This window comes from Amycolatopsis sp. CA-126428 (assembly GCF_002904335.1).
Lineage (GTDB): Bacteria > Actinomycetota > Actinomycetes > Mycobacteriales > Pseudonocardiaceae > Amycolatopsis.
In genome coordinates, this window is record NZ_PPHF01000114.1 from 1 (window position 1) to 13,784 (window position 13,784).

Genomic DNA, 13,784 nt, shown 5'->3' on the forward strand with positions numbered 1-13,784 from the left:
AACGGATCTTGAACACCCTTCGCCCATCTCCGGTCAACACCCAGACTTACGCATTACTCGTCTAGCTCCGGCTGCCGGTCCAGAACCGGGCCGCCGACTCGATCTCGGGGACTTCCGGGGAGTCGGCGGCCCACGCCGTGTACCCGTCCGGCCGGACCAGCAGGGCGTCGCGCCGGTCGTCCGGCCAGTGCTCCGTGACGACCTGCCCCGGTGCGACGTTCGCCTCGGTGCCGGGCGGCAGGACGAGCACGAACTGGCCGGCTCGCAAGGCTTCGTAGAGGCGGCCGGAGGCCAGTGCGTGGTCCGGGGCTCGCCGGCCGGCGAGACGGTGGGCGCCGCGAGGAGCCGGATAGCGGTAGCCGATGCCGGTGATCTCGCCGATCGCCGCGCGGCTGACCGCCGGGACGCGCTTGACCACCTGGGTCCGCACGAAACGCAGCGCCACCTCGGCCGGGTTGCGCGCCATCGCCAGCCGGAGGTTCAGCCCGCTGCTGCGCAGCACGGCCTTGCCGATGGGATGGCGCTCGTCGTGGTAGCTGTCGAGCAGCGCCGCCGGGCCCCGTCCCTGAACGGTGGTGGCCAGTTTCCAGCTCAGGTTCGCGGCGTCCTGGAGGCCGGTGTTCATGCCCTGGCCGCCGGCGGGGGAGTGCTGGTGCGCGGCGTCACCGGCGAGCAGCACGCGCCCGGCGCGGTAGCTCGGTGCTTGCCGCTCGTCGCTGTGGAAGCGGCCGAGCCAGCGCGGCGAGTGCATGCCGTAGTCGGTGCCGAATGCCCGTTCGGTGATGGACCGCAGCTCCTCGAACTCGACCGGGGTGTCGTCGGGGACGTCGCGGTTGCGGCGATCCCAGCCGCCGATCCGCCAGTAGCCGTCGCCGAACGGCGCGATGAAGCCGAAGGCGTCCCTGTCGCCGTGCACGCGGACGGTGATGCTCGGCTCCTCCACCAGTCTCACGTCCGCCAGGACCACGGACCTGATCAGCACCCGCCCGGGGAACGGCAGGCCGACCGCGTTCCGGACCGCGCTGCGCACCCCGTCGGCCCCGACCACGTAGGACGCCTCGAATTCACCGGAACTCGTCGCCACGGTGACGCTGTCGTCGTCCTGCCGGACGCCGGTGACCTCGGTGCCGTGGCGGAACACCACCCCGAGGTCGTGCGCCCGCTTCAGCAGCAGCTTCTCCACCTCGTACTGCGGCGTCACCAGCAGGAACGGGAACCGGGACGGCAGCTGCGTGATGTCGAACGGGAGGGACCCGAACAGCCGCAGCTCGCCGATCACCTGCCCGGTGGGCACCAGCTCGTCGGCCAGTCCGCGCGCGTCGAGCAGCTCGAGGGTGCGCGCGTGCACGCCGAAGGCGCGGGACAGGTTGCTGACGCCCTCGTCCCGCTTCTCCAGCACGGTCACCGGCACGCCGGCGGCCGCGAGGTCGCCGGCCAGGAGCAGGCCGGTGGGACCGGCTCCCACGACGACGACGCTCATCGGTCCAGGTTGAGCAGTTCGAGGTAGGACTCGACGCGCAGGCTCGTGCCCTTGATCTTCGAGGTCGCCTCCGCGCCGAGCACGCCGACGGTCTCGTTGTAGGACGCGCCACCGTGGGGGCCGAGCGGAAGCGCGATGCCGGGCGAGGAGGGGGAGTAGGTCGCCAGGTCGGTGCCGCCTTCGAGCAGGGTCCGGATGTTCGCGGCGACGACCGCGGCCTGCTGCTCGGCGGCCTTGGCCATCTTCGCTTCGGGGATGGCCGTGACGTCGCCGATGGCGAAGACGCCCGCGTGCCCGGGAACCCGCAGATCGGGACCGACGCGCAAGGCGCCTTTCTCGTCCAGGGCGTCGGCCAGGCCGCCGCCGAGGTACTCCGTGGCCGGGACGACGCCGTGGCAGCGGAACCAGATGTCGGCGGAAAGCCGTTCGCCGGACCGGGTGGTCACGGTGAACGCACCGCCGCGACCCGGTTCGTGCGGCGGCTCCGCCGACAATGCCGTGCCCAGCACCAGTTCGACGCCCGCCTCGTCCAGCTGACGGCGGACCTCGGCCCGCAGCTCGCCGGGCAGGGCGGTGGCGCCCAGGATGTCCGGCGCGGGGTCGACGATGGTCACGGCGGTGTCCGGCCAGGCCGCCTTGATCTCGCCGGCCAGCTCCAGCCCGACCGGGCCGGCGCCGAGCAGCAGCACGCGGGTCGCGGCGGCGAGCGCGGTGTGGGCGTCGCGGAGCGTGTCCGCCGCTTCGGCGGCGATCGTCTCTTCGACCTTGGCCGGGAACGGGTACCGGGAGCCGGTGGCCAGCACGATGTAGTCGGCGGGCACCCGATCGCCGGACCCGAGCGTCACCGCGCCGGCCTCGACGGCGGCCGCGCGGTCGTGGATCACCTTGCCCCGGGCCAGCAGCCGGTCGTACGGGAAGAACAGCCGCCCCGACCACCCCGGGTCGACCAGGTGCCGCAGGATGGCGACGTTGTGCACGAAGGCGTCCCGCGGTTCGATCAGGACGACGTCGGCGAACTCGTCGAGGGCCTTCGCGGCGGTGACGCCGCCGTAGCCGCCACCGACGACGGCAACAGTGGTGCTCATCGATCTCCTCATCCCCACAGCCGAGCCAGCGGCTCGACCAGTTCGTGTTCTTCGTAGGACAGATGGGACAGCAGTGCGTCGGTCAGCAGGTCGACCGCGGCCCGCAGCGCCGGCCCGTCGAGCGGTTCGGCGACCAGCGTCCGGTCGATCCGCTCGACGAGCCCGTGCAGCGCTTGGTGTTCCTGCTCCAGCCGGTCGACGACCGGCCCGAGCCGTGGCTCGAACTCCCGCAGGCGCGGGAAGACGTCGGTGTCCTCCCGGTTGTGGTGCGGCAGCACGATCCGGCAGAACGCCCGGCAGCCGGCGGTGGCCGCGTCCACGGGCCGCAACGTCAACCGGTGGAGCCGGGCCCGGGCGGCCGCCGGTCCGATCGTGCCGGTGCCGACCTCGGACATCAGCTCGCGCAACCGGTCGAGTTCGGCCCGGAGGTAGTCGTGCACCTCGATCAGCCGGGTGCCGCCGGCCTGTTCGCGGGGCGTGTAGCGACGGCCCGCTTCGGGCGGCGGTGCCTGCGGGCGCGTTCGCTCGTCCCAGAGCCGGTGGCGGCTCAGCCGGGCGCCGGACACCGGCGTGGGTACGGCGGCCAGCTCCCCGCCGGTCATCCGGCGGCCCGGGCCAGCGGTGCCGGTGCGGCCTTCCGCAGCGGTCCCGGCACGGCGAGGGCCGCGAGCGTCGCCACGCCCATGGCGATCGCCGACAACGTGAACGCCGTGGTGTAGCCGGACTCCACCGGGATCCGGGTGCCGGGAACCAGCGTGGACGTGACGATGGTGGCCGCGATCTGGGCGCCGAGCGTGCCACCGATGGTCCGCATGATGGTGTTGATCCCGGTCGCCTCGCCGGTCTGCCGGGGATCGACCGCGCTGACGACCAGGTTGGCCAGCGAGGCGAACGCGAACCCGACGCCGATGCCGATGATCCCGTTGCCGAGGTAGAGGGGCCACGGCGCGTCGTGGGCGGCCGCGAACACGACGAACCCGACGGCGCCGATGACGCAGGCCAGCACCAGCGGCAGCTTGAACCCGAGCGCGGCTCCCAGCCGCCCGGCGACCGGGCTGGCGAACAGCATGGTCACGGCCATCGGGATGATGAACAGGCCGGCCTGGGTGACCGACGCACCGAAGCCGTAGCCGACCGACGGCGAGGTCTCGACCAGGGCCGGGACCAGGGTGAACGCGCCGTACATGCCGATGCCGATGATCAGTGCGGTGACGTTGGCCGCGAGCACGGTCCGGTTGCGCAGGAGCCCGATGTCCACCAGCGGCGCGCCGATCCGCCGCTCCACCAGGCCGAACAGGACGAGCAGCACCACCCCGGCGGCGAACAGGCCGAGCACCGCGGCCGAGCCCCAGCCCCACCCCCGGCCGTTGCTGATCGCCAGCAGCAGGGCGACGATCGCGGCGGAGAGCAGCAGAGCGCCGGCCCAGTCGACCCGGCCCGGTGACGTGACGGGCGATTCGCGGACGAAGACCGCCACCGCGGCGACGCCCACGACGATCACCAGCAGCATCAGCCAGAAGATCCACCGCCAGCTCAGCGCGTCCACGATCAGGCCGGGGATGACCAGGCCGGCGCCGAAGCCGATGCCGAACACCGAGCTGATCCAGCCGATCGCGACCGGCACCCGCTCGCGCGGGAACTGCTCGCGCACGATGCCGAAAGCGAGCGGGAAGGTCGCCGCGCCGACGCCCTGCACGGCCCGGGCGGTGATGAGCACGCCGATCGAGCCGGCCAGCGCCGCGAGCAGCGTGCCGGCGGCCGACACGAGCAGGCAGGCGATCAGCACCCGCCGCTTGCCGAACATGTCGCCGAGCCTGCCGAGCACGCCGGTCGCGACCGACGCGGTCAGGAGGAAGGCACTCAGCACCCAAGAGACCGTGGTGGTGGACGTGCCGAACGCCTGCTGCAGGTTCGGCAGCGCGGGCACCGGCATGGTCTGGAGCAGGGAGAACGAAAGCACAGCGATGAGCAACGCGGTGAACGGCGCCGCCACCGCACGCGCCGGGCTGGTCATGGGGCAGCTCCTCCGGAGAAATCGTGTCTGTATGACATCATTACATGACGACATAGTTCTGTCCATCGAGTACGCTGCGGCCATGTCACCTGACGGGATCCGCCCGCCGGCCCTGCTCGCCCTCCCGTCGTACCTGGCCAGCCACTTCGCCCAGATCGGCCGGCGGGTGCTCGCCGGGGCCCTCGCCGAGCGGGGCCTGCGGCTGCCGCACTTCGCCGTGCTCACCGGTTTGGCCGACTTCGGCCCGCTGGCCCAGCACGACCTCGCCGACCGGCTCGGCCTCAACCGCAGCCACCTGGTCGGCTACCTCGACGAGGTGGAGAGCCGGGGACTCGTCGGCCGGGAACGGGATCCCGGGGACCGCCGCCGCCAGCGCGTCACCCTCACCGACGACGGCCGGGCCCTCGCCCGCGAACTCCTGACGACCGCGCAGCGGTCCCAGCGCGAGTTCCTCGGCGTGCTGTCCGAGGACGAGCGGGAGACGCTGGTCGAGCTGATGCGCCGAGTCGTCAACGCCGACGACGTGGCCCGCACGCACGCGGCCGGCTAGCCGGCCGCCGCGGCACGGACGGCAGGGATCACCTCCCGGGCCAGGAGTTCCTGCTCCGCCACGGATTGCGGGCCGAGCAGCAGGAACGTGAACCCGGCCCGGACCACCTCGGTGATCTGCCGGACCACCTCGTCCACGCTGCCGGTGACCAGGCCCGGAGAGGACGTCTGCGCCGGGTCGACCCGCACGGTCAGGTTCGCCGCGCAGGTGATCGACCCGGGATCCCGGCCCGCGCCGGCGGCCGCTTTCCGCACCACGTCCCGCATCTCGACCGCCCGGGGCAGGTCGATCCGCCCGAACGAGGGCAGCCAGCCGTCGGCGAGCTGCCCGGTCAGCTCCAGCGCCCGGGGGCCGTACGTGCCGAGCCAGATCGGGATCCGGTGGGCCGGCCGCGGCTCGATGCGCGCCTCGCGCACGGAGAACTCCCGCCCGTCGAACACCTCCGGCTCCCCGGCCCACAGCCCCCGGATGATCCGGATCGCCTCTCGCTGGGCGGTGATCTTGCGTCCCGGCGTGCGCACCGGCAGGCCGAACGCCTCGAACTCGCGGTCGTAACCGCCCGCTCCGAGACCCAGCACCAGCCGGCCGCCGGACACGCGGTCCAGCGTCTCGGCCGCCTTCGCCAGCACCGCCGGGGCGCGGTAGGGCAGGCCGAGCACGTTGGTGCCCAGCTCGATGCGCTCGGTTTTGGCCGCCAGCCAGCTCAGCGCCGTCCAGGGCTCCAGGGCCGGCTGGTCGGTGTGCAGGTGGTCGCTCAGGCTGAACAGGTCGAAGCCCAGCTCGTCGGCGCTCTGCGCGAGGTCGAGCAACTGGGCCGGGTCGGCGCCGCGGAAGATCCCGCCCGCGCCGAAGCCGAGCCGCTGACCGTGGATCGCACTCATCGTGGTTGGTTCCCTGTCGATATCGGGCGGGCCGGCTCCGCCGACCACGCCGACCAGCTCCCGGGGTACAGCGCGGCCCGCACGCCGATCAGCTCCAGCGCCAGCAGGTCGTGACACGCCGTCACGCCGCTGCCGCAGTAGACCGTGACGTCCGAGTCGCCGGTGACGCCGAGCGCGCCGTAGTGCTCGCGCAGCCGTTCCCGGGAGGCGAAGGTGTTGTCTTCGTCGAGGTTGGCCGCCCAAGGCGCGTTGACCGCGCCCGGGATGTGTCCTGATCGGACGTCGCTGGGGAGCACGCTTTCGCCGGAGTAGCGCTCGGGTGCCCGGGCGTCGAGCAGGACCGGCGCCCGCGCGGCCTCGTCCGCGGTGTGGAAGGCTCCAGCCGGCCAGCCGGCCACCCGGCGCGTCACCGGCGGCCGCGTGACCACACCCCGCTCCAGTTCTCCCGGCCAGGCCTGCAGGCCGCCGTCGAGCAGGGCCGCCGGCCGGCCCAGCAGCCGCAGCAACCAGACCAGGCGAGCCGCGTAGGCTCCGCCGTTGTCGTCGTAGGCGATCACCGTGGCGTCGTCGGCGACACCCGCGCGGCCCAGGCCTTCGGCGAAGGCTTCGGGCGTGGGGATCGGGTGCCGGCCGCCTGCCGGGTCCGGTGGGCCGCTGAGCACGGTGTCGAGGTCCACCCAGACCGCGCCGGGAAGGTGGCCAGCCTCGTAGGCGGCCGCACCGCTGCGCCCGTCGAGGTACCAGCGCACGTCCACGAGCGTGACGTCGTCCCGGCGGATCCGGTCCAGGCCGACGACGGGTTCTTCCATGATCACTCCTTCCGGTGCACGTGGTCGGCCTGCATCCGCAGGAGCACCCGATCGCCTTCGGCCGGGCGGATCTCCGGCTTGCCGGTCCACTTGGTGAACGTGGTGCGCGCCAGCGCGAGCGCCGCTTCGCCGCGTTCGACGTCGACGACCCGGCCGCGGACTTCGATGTAGCGGCGGCTGTTTTCGGGGTCCAGCAACAGGATCGTCACCCGCGGGTCGTGGACGACGTTGCGGTACTTCTGCCGCGAGGTGCTGGTGCCGATCAGGAGGTGCCGCTCGTCCGAGTGCGGCCACACGGCGCTGGTCTGCGGCTGGCCGCCGGGCATCAGCGTGGTGAAGATGCCGAGGCTGCGCGCGGCCGCCAGCGCGCGGACGTCGTCAGCCAGCATGGGCGGCCACCGTCCCGCGCCGGACCTGGGGCAGCACCTCGGCGGCGATCAGCTCCGTCGCCCTTTGCACGGTGGCGTAGGGAATGCCGCCGATGTCGACCGACAGCAGGTGCAGGTCGTGGCCCCACAGCTGCTGCAACCGGCCCAGCTTGTCGACGACCTCGGCCGGGCTGCCGCAGAGCGCGGGGCCGTTGACGCCGATGTGGCCGTCGAAGTCCAGCGGCCCGGTGGTGCGAGCGCTGAGGTAGCTCTCGATGTACGTCGACCACAACGCCCGTGCCTGCTGGGACGTCTCGGCCACGAACGCGTGACTGGCCGCGCCCAGCCGGCCGGGCTCGTCGCCGCGGCGTTCGCGCCACTGGCCGCGGTAGGCGTCGAAGAACGGCACGAAAGTGGCCGGCTCCCGGGCCGTGGTGCCGAACACCATGGGCAGGCCGTGGTCGACGGCCAGCGCGATCGAGTCCGGGTTGGTGCCGCCGCTGACCCACAGGGGAGGCCGGGGCTGCGCGAGCCGGGGCTGCACCAGGACCTCGTCCAGCGGCGGCCGGAACTCGCCCCGCCAGGTGACCCGGTCCTCGGTCCACAACCGCTGCAGCAGTTCGAGGTTCTCCCGCTTGCGTGCGCCCTTGGTTTCCGGGGCCTGGTCGAACACCGCGTACGGTTCGGGGAAGAACGAGCCGCCGACGATCATCTCCAGCCGGCCGTCGGACAGCAGGTCGACCACCGCGTAGTCCTCGGCGACCAGCACCGGGTCGCGGTTGGCCACCAGCGTCGTGCCGGTCGCCAGGCGGATCGTCGAGGTGTTCTCGGCGATGGCGGCCAGCACCACGGCGGGCGACGGGATCACGTCCCGGTCCCTGAAGTGGTGCTCGCCCACGGTGTACCAGGCGAACCCGAGGTCTTCGGCCTCCCTCGCGGCGCGGACCACATCCCGCAGCCGCTGCCGCTGGCTGAGGGTGGTGCCGGTGCGGACGTCGGGCAGCAGGCTGCCGAACGTGATCAGCCCTAGGTCCATGATGCTTCTTCCTCCGTGATGCCGGGAACGGCGTCGAGCAGGCTCCGGGTGTACGGGTGGCGGGCGGCGGTGAAGACGTCTTCGGTGGCGCCGGTTTCGACGATCCGGCCGTGCCGCATGACCGCGATCCGGTCGCTGATTTGCCGGACCACCGCCAAGTCGTGCGAGATGAACAGGTAGGACAGCCCCCGGTCCCGCTGCAGTGTGACGAGCAGGTCGAGGATCTGCGCCTGGACGGTGACGTCGAGGGCCGAGACGGGTTCGTCGCAGACGACCAGCTCCGGGTTCAGCGACAACGCGCGGGCGATGGCGACCCGCTGCCGCTGGCCACCGGACAGTTCGGCGGCCTTGCGCGCCGCGGTCGCCGCGGGCAGCGCCACGCTGTCCAGGAGCTCGGTTGCTCCCGGGCCGTCGGTGATGCCGAAGTTGCGCAGCGGCTCGGTCAGCAGGTCCCGCACGGTGAACCGCGGGTTCAGGGAGGAGTACGGGTTCTGGTAGATCAGCTGGATCCGGCGGTGCAGCCGGCGCAGCTGCGCCCGCCCGGCGCCGGTGACGTCGGTGTCGCCCAGCCGCACGATGCCGGCGGTCGGCCGTTCCAGCCCGAGGACGAGGCGGGCCGTCGTGGTCTTGCCGGAACCGGATTCGCCCACCAGGCCGAGGGTCTGCCCCCGGGGGACGTCGAAGCTGACGCCGTCCACGGCGACGCGGTGCTGCTTGCGCAGGCCGCCGCCCCGGACCGGGAACGTCTTGCGGAGGCCGCGGACCTCGAGCAGGACCTCCGGCTGTCCGGCGGGCCGCGGGCGCGGCCCGGCGGTGGCGGGGTTGTCGGAGAGCAGCCGCCGGGTGTAGGGATCGCCCGGCGCGTGCAGGATCTGCTCGGCCGGCCCGGCTTCGACCACCCGTGCGTTGTGCATCACGACGATCCGCTGCGCCCGCTCGGCGGCCACCGCCAGGTCGTGCGTCACCAGCAGGATCGCGGTGCCGGTGGTGTTCGCCAGGTGCTCCAGGTGGTCCAGGATCCGGCGCTGCACCGTGACGTCGAGCGCCGACGTCGGCTCGTCGGCGACGAGCAGCCGCGGCCGGGCGGCCGTCGCCATCGCGATCAGCACCCGTTGCCGCATGCCGCCGGACAGTTCGTGCGGGTACTGCCGGGCGCGCACCTCCGGCTCGGGCAGCCCGGCTTCGGCCAGCAGCTTCACCACGCGCGGACCGCCTGGCAGCCCGTGCACCTTCAGCACTTCGGCGACCTGGCGGCCCACCGGCTTCGTCGGGTCCAGCGCGACGCCGGGATCCTGCGGCACCAAACCGATCCGGCGGCCGCGGACCGATCGCCACGCCTTCTCCCGCAGCCCGACGAGTTCTTCACCGTCGAGCCGGATGCTGCCGGCCAGCACCTTCCCGGTGCCGGGCAGGAGGCCGATGATGGCGTGCGCCAGGGTGCTCTTGCCCGAACCGGATTCGCCGACCACGGCGGTGATCCGGCCGGGTTCGAGGTCCAGACTGACCCCGTCGACCGCGATCTGGTCCCCGTAGGCGACCCGGAGGCCGTCGATGCTCAGCAGCGTCATGCGTGGCTCCGTTCCCGTTCGAGCACCCGGGAAATCCGGTTGGCGGCCAGCACGACGGCCATCACGGTCAAGCCCGGCAGCGTGGTCAGCCACCAGGCGACCCCCAGGTAGTTGCGGCCGTCGGAAACCAGAGACCCCCACTCGGGCGCCGGCGGCGGCTGGCCGTATCCGAGGAAGCTCAGCGACGAGACCCCCAGCACGACCAGCCCAAAGTCCAGCGCCGCCAGTGCGAGCACCGGGCCGATCGCGGCGGGCAGGACGTACTTCGGCAGCACCTGCCACCAGCGCGCCCCGCACAGCACCGCGGCCTCGACGTAGACGGCGGTCCGCACCCGGACGACCTCCGCCCGCATCAGCCGGGTGAACGCGGCCACGCTGGTGAGGCCGACCGCCACGGCCACGTTGACCGTGCCGAAGCCGAGCGCGCTGAGCACCAGCAACGACAGCAGCACCGGCGGGATCGAAAGCAGCACCTCGACCACCCGGGTGACGACCACGTCCAGCCAGCCGCCGAAGTACCCCGCGACCAGGCCGAGCACCGCCCCGGCGACCAGGGCCAGCACGATCGCGATCAGCGCGGCCTGCAGCGACAGCGCGGCGCCGTGGACCACCCTGGCGTAGACGTCCCGCCCGAGCTGGTCGGTGCCGAACAGGTGGTGCGGGCCGGGGGCCTGGAACTTTTCCCCGATGGTGCCGTCGATCGGGTCGCGGCCGGTGAACAGGCCGGGCGTCACCGCCCAGCCGACGACCAGGACCAGCACCAGGACCGACGCCACGAAGCCGGGCCGCCTCACCGGGCCACCGCCGGCCGTCCGGTGGACCGGATCCGCGGGTCCAGCACCGGGCACAACAGGTCCACCACCAGGTTCACCGCCACGAAGGCGATCGACGCCACGACGACGACGCCCTGCACGACCGGCAGGTCCTGGGTGGTGACCGCGAAAAAGATGTCCTGTCCCATGCCAGGGCGGGAAAACACGCTTTCCACCACGACGGAGCCGCCGATGACGTACCCGGCCAGCAGGCCGACGACGGTGATGGCGGGAATGGCGGCGTTGCGCAGTCCGTGGCCGAGCAGCACGCGCAGCTCGCTCGCGCCCGTCGCGCGGATCGTGTCGGCGTAGGGTTCCCGCAACGTGGCGTGCAGGCTCTTGCTCAGGACCTGGCCGACCAGCGCCGCACCGGGGATGGCCAGCGTACAGGCGGGCAGCACCAGGCCGGCCAAGCCGTCTCCGCCCAGGGACGGGAAGAGCTTCAGCTTCAGTGAGAACAGCTGGATCAGCATCAGCCCGACCCAGAACGACGGCATGGACACCGCGATCGACGGCACGGACCGCAGCGCCTGCCGGCCGAGCGGGCTGCGCACCAGGTTGGCCGCCACCGCCAGCGCGGTACCGGCCACCAGGGACAGGACCAGCGCCGCCGCCCCGAGCTGCAGCGTCCGCGGCAGCGCCGCCGAGATCATCCGGGACACCGGAAGGCCGGTCTGGATGGACTGCCCGAAGTCACCGTGCAGCGCGCCGGCCAGAGCCCGGGCGTACTGCCCGGCGATCGGTCCGTCGAAGCCCAGTTCGGCGGAGACGCGGGCGATGTCCTGCGGGGACGCGGCCTCGCCACCGCCGCGGCCGTTGAGCATGAGCGCCACCGGATCACCCGGCAGCAGGCGGATCGCGACGAAGGTGACGGTGAACGCCGCCCACACCACGAAGATCGCCTGCGCGGCGCGTCCGAGCAGATACCTGGGCACGGTGTCACCCGAGCCTCGCGTCGTGCAGCCGCAGCCGCAGTGACGCGTCGAGCGCCAGGTCCTTGACTTGATCGGACACGCCGTCGACGAGGGCGTTCTCGTACAGCGGGACGCTGTCGGCGTGGTCGATGATCCAGTTGACCGCGTTCGTGACCGCCTGCTGGCGCTCGGCATCGGAGCCCGCCGTCAGCTGCTGCTCGACGTACTTGGCCGGGGGCACCGCGTTCAGCTTCAGCTCGACGCCGATCTTGCGCAGCTGCTGCTGCACCGCCTCGTCGGCCGGCGGCATCGGGGCCGGGATCAGCCAGTTGAGGCTCAGCCGGTTGCCGTCCTTGACGCGGGTCCCGTCCGGGCCCGGCGCCCAGCCTGCCTCGGACAGCAGCCTTTCGGACGCCTGCGGGTCGTACCGCAGCTTGTCCGTGGGCTGGTAGAACGGCGTCGAAGAGGACAGCACGCTGGTCGCGGGCTTGGCGCGGCTGCCCAGCACGGCCTTGACCAGCTCCTCGCGGTCGATCCCGGTCAGCAGCGCGGTCCGCACGCGTTCGTCGGCAAGGATTCCCTTGTGGTTGAGGGAGAGCGGATTGACGGCGCCGGGCGAGGAGGCGCTGAGCAGGCTGAACCCGTTGCCCTGGAACAGGTCCTGGTCGGTCGGCTGGATCGCGGTGGCCAGCTGCACCTGCCCGGAGCGCAGCGCCGTCGACCGGGCGCCGTCCTCGGGCACGAAGGCGAACCGGATCTGCTCCAGCGCCGCCGCGCCGCGGTTCGGCGAAAGCGACGACGGCCAGGCGTAGTCCGGCCGCTTCCTGATCACCACTTCCTGGTTGGCGGTGTAGTGGTCGAGCACGTACGGCCCGGAGCCGACGTAGTCGCCGCGGCACCGGGCGGCCAGCGGCTTCTTCGCCGTGGCGCTGGACAGGATGCCGAGACCGGCGCCCGAAGTGGCCTGCAGGAACTGGGCGTTGGGCGTGGTGAAGTCCACGGTGAAGGTGCGTGGATCGATGACGGTGGTGCCGGTGTAGCCGCGGATGTAGGCGGGCGCGCCGTTGGCCGGCAGCTTGACCAGCTGGTCGAACGTGGCCTTGACCGCGGCTGAGTCGACCGGCGTGCCGTCGCTGAACGTGACGCCTTGGCGCAGCACGAACTTGAACTTGCGACCCCCGTCCAGCACGGTGAACTGCTCGGCCAGCCAAGGCACGATCTTGCCGGTCTTCGGGTCCTGGTCGGTCAGCGTGTCCACCAGGGAACGGGAGACGTCCATCGACACCAGCTGGCCGGTCTGCTGCGGGTCGAGGCAGGTCGGGTCGGCCTGGGTGGCGATCGAGAGGGTGCCGCCGGTGGCGGCTTGGCCCGGGGCGCAAGCGGCCGCGGCGGCCAGGATGAGGGCTGTCCCCAGGATTCGGGCGGTGCGCATCGGCAGGCCTCACGGTGGAAGAGGAGGGCCGAGGGAACTCGGCGGCGGAAGCGGTCTGAGGTAAAGTACAACGTGTATGGCAATTAAGGCGGGGGATCGCGACGGTGTCCCGGAGGATGGGAGCGGCCTTGACAGGACAAACCACGAGCGCGCCGCGTCGCCGCACCCAGAAGCGCCGGTCGATCCTCGACGGGGCGTTGCGGGTCTTCGGGCGCGTGGGCTACCTCGGCGCGAGCATCGACATGATCGCCGCGGAAGCCGACGTCTCGACCAGGACCATCTACAACCACTTCGAGAACAAGGAACAACTGTTCGCCACCGTGCTGCTGGAGAGCTCGACCCGGGTCGCCGTCACCAGGGAGGCCCTCATCGAGCAGCACCTCGGCGAGGTGACCGATCTGGAGAGCGCCCTGGTCGCGTTGGCGAAGGAGTGGGTTCGCCCCAACCCGGAGTTCGAGGACCACTTCCGCGTCGTACGACGGCTGCGCGGGGAGTCCGACCGCTTCCCCCGCGACCTGGTCGAGAGCTGGCAGGAAGCCGGGCCGTTCCGGGCCCGGCGCGCCCTGGCCGCCCGGATGGCCGATCTCGCCGGCCGTGGGCTGATCGTGGTCCGCGATCCCGAGGTCGCCGCCCAGCAGTTCATGGCGTTGATCACCGACACCACGGTCAGCCGCGCCGAGTTCAGCGCCACCGCCCTCGAACCGGAGATCGACCGCAGGGCCCGCGCGGGCGTGCACACCTTCCTGTACGGCCACCTGCCGAGGAAAGCCTGACGCGCACCCGCAGGAAGCGCTGCCGGCGAATCGCCGCCCGGGTTCCGCGCACCGCGGGGTCG

At 72.4% G+C, this 13,784-nt stretch carries 14 protein-coding genes; 2 read left to right on the top strand and 12 right to left on the bottom strand.

Annotated elements, in window-relative coordinates; translation table 11 throughout:
- Positions 1-61 precede the first annotated feature (61 nt).
- From C2L58_RS27635 to C2L58_RS27650, 4 genes are read right to left on the bottom strand one after another with little or no spacing between them, the layout of a single operon-like run.
- Positions 62-1,480 (bottom strand): FAD-dependent oxidoreductase, encoded by a 1,419-nt coding sequence (locus tag C2L58_RS27635; protein ID WP_103340613.1) that lies wholly within the window; start codon positions 1,478-1,480, stop codon positions 62-64.
- Positions 1,477-2,565, bottom strand: a complete 1,089-nt coding sequence (locus C2L58_RS27640) for an FAD-dependent oxidoreductase (protein ID WP_103340614.1) — start codon at positions 2,563-2,565, stop codon at positions 1,477-1,479. The genes C2L58_RS27635 and C2L58_RS27640 overlap by 4 nt, the downstream gene beginning before the upstream one ends.
- 8 nt (positions 2,566-2,573) lie before the next feature.
- The gene (locus C2L58_RS27645) at positions 2,574-3,167 is read right to left on the bottom strand and encodes a hemerythrin domain-containing protein (protein WP_103340615.1); all 594 of its coding nucleotides are present in this window, start codon (positions 3,165-3,167) and stop codon (positions 2,574-2,576) included.
- The gene (locus C2L58_RS27650; protein ID WP_103340616.1) at positions 3,164-4,579 is read right to left on the bottom strand and encodes an MFS transporter; all 1,416 of its coding nucleotides are present in this window, start codon (positions 4,577-4,579) and stop codon (positions 3,164-3,166) included. The genes C2L58_RS27645 and C2L58_RS27650 overlap by 4 nt, the downstream gene beginning before the upstream one ends.
- A gap of 82 nt (positions 4,580-4,661) precedes the next feature.
- Between C2L58_RS27650 and C2L58_RS27655 the strand changes: the two genes are divergently transcribed.
- On the top strand, positions 4,662-5,129 hold the full coding sequence (locus tag C2L58_RS27655; RefSeq protein WP_103340617.1) for a MarR family winged helix-turn-helix transcriptional regulator: 468 nt from the start codon (positions 4,662-4,664) through the stop codon (positions 5,127-5,129).
- Here the strand turns inward: C2L58_RS27655 and C2L58_RS27660 are convergent.
- Genes C2L58_RS27660 through C2L58_RS27695 form a run of 8 tightly spaced genes read right to left on the bottom strand, consistent with a single transcriptional unit; the run spans position 5,126 to position 12,949 of the window.
- A complete protein-coding gene (locus tag C2L58_RS27660; RefSeq protein ID WP_103340618.1) occupies positions 5,126-6,010 on the bottom strand; it encodes an LLM class flavin-dependent oxidoreductase in 885 nt (294 codons plus the stop codon). The genes C2L58_RS27655 and C2L58_RS27660 overlap by 4 nt on opposite strands.
- A complete protein-coding gene (locus C2L58_RS27665; RefSeq protein ID WP_103340619.1) occupies positions 6,007-6,819 on the bottom strand; it encodes a sulfurtransferase in 813 nt (270 codons plus the stop codon). The genes C2L58_RS27660 and C2L58_RS27665 overlap by 4 nt, the downstream gene beginning before the upstream one ends.
- Before the next feature lie 2 nt (positions 6,820-6,821).
- Positions 6,822-7,208, bottom strand: a complete 387-nt coding sequence (locus C2L58_RS27670) for a TIGR03618 family F420-dependent PPOX class oxidoreductase (RefSeq protein ID WP_103340620.1) — start codon at positions 7,206-7,208, stop codon at positions 6,822-6,824.
- Positions 7,198-8,223 carry an LLM class flavin-dependent oxidoreductase gene (locus tag C2L58_RS27675; RefSeq protein ID WP_103340621.1) on the bottom strand — a complete coding sequence of 342 codons (1,026 nt, stop codon included), beginning with the start codon at positions 8,221-8,223 and terminating at the stop codon, positions 7,198-7,200. The genes C2L58_RS27670 and C2L58_RS27675 overlap by 11 nt, the downstream gene beginning before the upstream one ends.
- Positions 8,214-9,791, bottom strand: coding sequence for a dipeptide ABC transporter ATP-binding protein (locus C2L58_RS27680; RefSeq protein WP_103340622.1), 1,578 nt, complete (start codon positions 9,789-9,791; stop codon positions 8,214-8,216). The genes C2L58_RS27675 and C2L58_RS27680 overlap by 10 nt, the downstream gene beginning before the upstream one ends.
- Complete coding sequence (locus C2L58_RS27685; protein ID WP_233225965.1) at positions 9,788-10,585, bottom strand: ABC transporter permease; 798 nt, start codon at positions 10,583-10,585, stop codon at positions 9,788-9,790. The genes C2L58_RS27680 and C2L58_RS27685 overlap by 4 nt, the downstream gene beginning before the upstream one ends.
- The gene (locus C2L58_RS27690) at positions 10,582-11,538 is read right to left on the bottom strand and encodes an ABC transporter permease (protein WP_103340624.1); all 957 of its coding nucleotides are present in this window, start codon (positions 11,536-11,538) and stop codon (positions 10,582-10,584) included. Before C2L58_RS27690 ends, C2L58_RS27685 begins: the two co-directional genes overlap by 4 nt.
- 4 nt (positions 11,539-11,542) lie before the next feature.
- Positions 11,543-12,949, bottom strand: coding sequence for an ABC transporter substrate-binding protein (locus tag C2L58_RS27695; RefSeq protein ID WP_103340625.1), 1,407 nt, complete (start codon positions 12,947-12,949; stop codon positions 11,543-11,545).
- Between the two features lie 128 nt (positions 12,950-13,077).
- On the opposite strand from C2L58_RS27695, the gene C2L58_RS27700 reads away from it, so the two are divergent.
- On the top strand, positions 13,078-13,722 hold the full coding sequence (locus C2L58_RS27700) for a TetR/AcrR family transcriptional regulator (protein ID WP_233225966.1): 645 nt from the start codon (positions 13,078-13,080) through the stop codon (positions 13,720-13,722).
- Positions 13,723-13,784 lie beyond the last annotated feature (62 nt).

What these genes read in the sequence shown, in the direction of transcription:
- C2L58_RS27635 (WP_103340613.1), bottom strand. Translation starts at nt 1,480, where the DNA reads ATGAGCGTCGTCGTCGTGGGAGCCGGTCCCACCGGCCTGCTCCTGGCC.
- C2L58_RS27640 (WP_103340614.1), bottom strand. Translation starts at nt 2,565, where the DNA reads ATGAGCACCACTGTTGCCGTCGTCGGTGGCGGCTACGGCGGCGTCACC.
- C2L58_RS27645 (WP_103340615.1), bottom strand. Translation starts at nt 3,167, where the DNA reads ATGACCGGCGGGGAGCTGGCCGCCGTACCCACGCCGGTGTCCGGCGCC.
- C2L58_RS27650 (WP_103340616.1), bottom strand. Translation starts at nt 4,579, where the DNA reads ATGACCAGCCCGGCGCGTGCGGTGGCGGCGCCGTTCACCGCGTTGCTC.
- C2L58_RS27655 (WP_103340617.1), top strand. Translation starts at nt 4,662, where the DNA reads ATGTCACCTGACGGGATCCGCCCGCCGGCCCTGCTCGCCCTCCCGTCG.
- C2L58_RS27660 (WP_103340618.1), bottom strand. Translation starts at nt 6,010, where the DNA reads ATGAGTGCGATCCACGGTCAGCGGCTCGGCTTCGGCGCGGGCGGGATC.
- C2L58_RS27665 (WP_103340619.1), bottom strand. Translation starts at nt 6,819, where the DNA reads ATGGAAGAACCCGTCGTCGGCCTGGACCGGATCCGCCGGGACGACGTC.
- C2L58_RS27670 (WP_103340620.1), bottom strand. Translation starts at nt 7,208, where the DNA reads ATGCTGGCTGACGACGTCCGCGCGCTGGCGGCCGCGCGCAGCCTCGGC.
- C2L58_RS27675 (WP_103340621.1), bottom strand. Translation starts at nt 8,223, where the DNA reads ATGGACCTAGGGCTGATCACGTTCGGCAGCCTGCTGCCCGACGTCCGC.
- C2L58_RS27680 (WP_103340622.1), bottom strand. Translation starts at nt 9,791, where the DNA reads ATGACGCTGCTGAGCATCGACGGCCTCCGGGTCGCCTACGGGGACCAG.
- C2L58_RS27695 (WP_103340625.1), bottom strand. Translation starts at nt 12,949, where the DNA reads ATGCGCACCGCCCGAATCCTGGGGACAGCCCTCATCCTGGCCGCCGCG.